1 protein-coding gene is annotated in these 2,590 nt (G+C 38.5%); it reads left to right on the top strand.

All coding sequences use genetic code 11. The annotated features are described in order from the left end of the window. The first annotated feature begins 3 nt into the window (after positions 1-3). Positions 4-2,112, top strand: coding sequence for an ATP-dependent DNA helicase RecG (recG, locus tag ACFIO3_RS11320; RefSeq protein WP_375704481.1), 2,109 nt, complete (start codon positions 4-6; stop codon positions 2,110-2,112). Positions 2,113-2,590 lie beyond the last annotated feature (478 nt).

Raw genomic sequence — 2,590 nt, 5'->3', positions numbered from 1 at the left:
CTCATGCCTCCAAGTCTTCTTGCCCCTCTTTTCAACTCTATTCGAACCCTTTCTGGTATTACACCTAAAGTCTATGGCTTACTGACCAAACTCTTAAATGTTAATCCTACACAACGGGAAGCAACCCTTATTGATCTCCTTAAATTAATGCCCCATTCCGTTATAGACCGCAGAATGCGTCCCAGCATTGCTTGTGCAAAAGAAGGAGATACTATTACGCTTGAAATTGTCATCGATCAACATCAACCACCCCCACGTGGTCATAACCGAATTCCCTATCGTGTTATTGCGCATGATCAAACAGGAAAAATAAATTTAGTCTTTTTTCATGCTCAACCTCTTTGGCTAAAAAAACAACTTCCCGAAGGAAAAAAAGTCATTATATCAGGAAAAGTTGAATGGTTTAATGGACAGCTTTCAATGGCGCATCCAGACTATATTGCCCCAAGCGAACAATCAAATCAGATACCTCTCATCGAACCGATTTATCCATCTACTGCAGGACTAGCGGCCAAGACACTAAGACGCGCCATACAAAACGCTCTTGATTTTATTCCTCTTCTACCGGAATGGATAGATGAAAATGTAAAAAAGCAGCAAAATTTTCCTTCTTTTTCTGTTTCTTTACGCCGTATCCATGCGCCCATTAACCCCGATGATCTATCCTTAGAAAGTACAGCACGCAAACGCCTTGCCTATGATGAATTGTTTGCTTGTCAATTGGCGCTAGGACTCGTGCGTTTGAAAACTAAATCTCTTGTTGGCACTTCTCGACCAGCAACAGGAATTTATACTAACAAATTACTCAATATCCTCCCCTTTCAACTCACAACCGGACAAAAAAAAGCAGTAGAAGATATCGCAAATGATCTTGCTTCACCAGAACCGATGCTAAGACTACTCCAAGGTGATGTAGGCGCAGGAAAAACTGTCGTTGCATTAATGGCAATGGCACAAATTGCTGAAAATTCAGGACAATCAGCTTTAATGGCACCAACCGAAGTGCTGGCTAGGCAACATTTTGCCACCATTGCCCCTCTTGCCGAAAAGATCGGATTACAAACAACGCTTTTAACAGGACGAGAAAAAGGAAAAATGCGGACAAATATCTTGAATGATATTTTATCAGGTCAAGTTTCTATTGTCATTGGAACCCATGCTCTCATACAAAACAGCGTTACTTATAATAATCTCGCTTTAACCATTATCGATGAACAACACCGTTTTGGTGTCCATCAACGTATTGCTCTTACAGAAAAAGGCAATAAAGCTGATATGCTGGTTATGACCGCCACGCCCATTCCGCGCACACTTGTCTTAACAGCTTTTGGTGATATGGATGTCTCTAAAATTACAGAAAAACCAATTGGGCGACACCCCATTACAACAGCAACCCTTTCTTTAAAACGTCTTCATGAACTTATAGAGCGAATCGCATTTGCATTAGAAAAAGGAGAAAAGCTCTATTGGATTTGTCCTTTAGTGGAGGAATCGACAGCTCTTGATCTCACTTCAATTGAAAACCGCTTTGTATTTCTTTATGAGCGCTTTGGAGCACACGTTGGTATGATCCATGGAAAAATGTCTACAGCAGAAAAAGAAGCCGCTATGGCATCTTTTAAATGTGGAAATACACGTATTTTAGTTGCAACCACCGTCATTGAAGTGGGAGTAGATATTCCAGATGCTTCGATCATTATCATCGAACACGCGGAACATTTTGGTCTTTCTCAATTGCACCAATTACGTGGACGTGTAGGACGAGGCAATAAAAAATCTTCCTGCATTTTGCTCTATAAAGATCCACTGACTAAAACAGCAGCAACACGCCTTAATATTATCCGCAATACAGAAGATGGTTTTGAAATCGCTGAAGAAGATTGGCGCCTACGAGGCGAAGGAGAGCTTTTAGGTACAAAACAATCCGGAGTCCCTGAATTTCATATAGCAAACCTTGCAATTCATAGCGATCTTTTATCAATGGCAAGAAAAGATGCTCATTTATTTTTACAACGCGATCCTCATCTTTCTTCTGAGCAAGGACAAGCTTTACGATTGCTACTTTATCTTTTCGGACACAATGACGCTACACGCCTCTTACGAGCAGGATAACAAAGACCCTCTAATAAAAAACTTAACTATCTCTCTGCTCAAATATGGTTTTTTCTCTTAGAATTACCCATAAATGATCTACGCAGTCTCTTACCATCTTTATGCTTCATGAAGGAATAATAAATCAACAGCACTATCTTCTCTCTCAATCTGAATTATTCTTGTATTAAAACAGTAGAAGCAATATTGCGTCTTTTTTTACTATTATATTCACATAACTGATCTGTTTTTGATAGGTAAGAAGATATTTTTTGTTTTATTGTAAAGATTGAGAAAGAAAAAACTTTCTTCAGTATTCTCGTTCAACAGAGAAAAATGAAAAAATAAATTTCATTATAAATCAATTTCTTACATTTGATTATTCTCCAAAAGATTCAGAAATATACTTTTATTCAACCGTAACTGATTTTGCTAAATTACGGGGTTGATCAACATCTGTTCCTAATAAAACAGCCGTATGATAAGCGATTAACTGAAT

It is taken from the genome of Bartonella sp. AD328YNZD (genome assembly GCF_042196425.1).
The sequence above is the reverse complement of the archived record's forward strand: the minus strand, read 5'-3'. Positions and strand labels throughout refer to the sequence as shown.

What these genes read in the sequence shown, in the direction of transcription:
- recG (WP_375704481.1), top strand. Translation starts at nt 4, where the DNA reads ATGCCTCCAAGTCTTCTTGCCCCTCTTTTCAACTCTATTCGAACCCTT.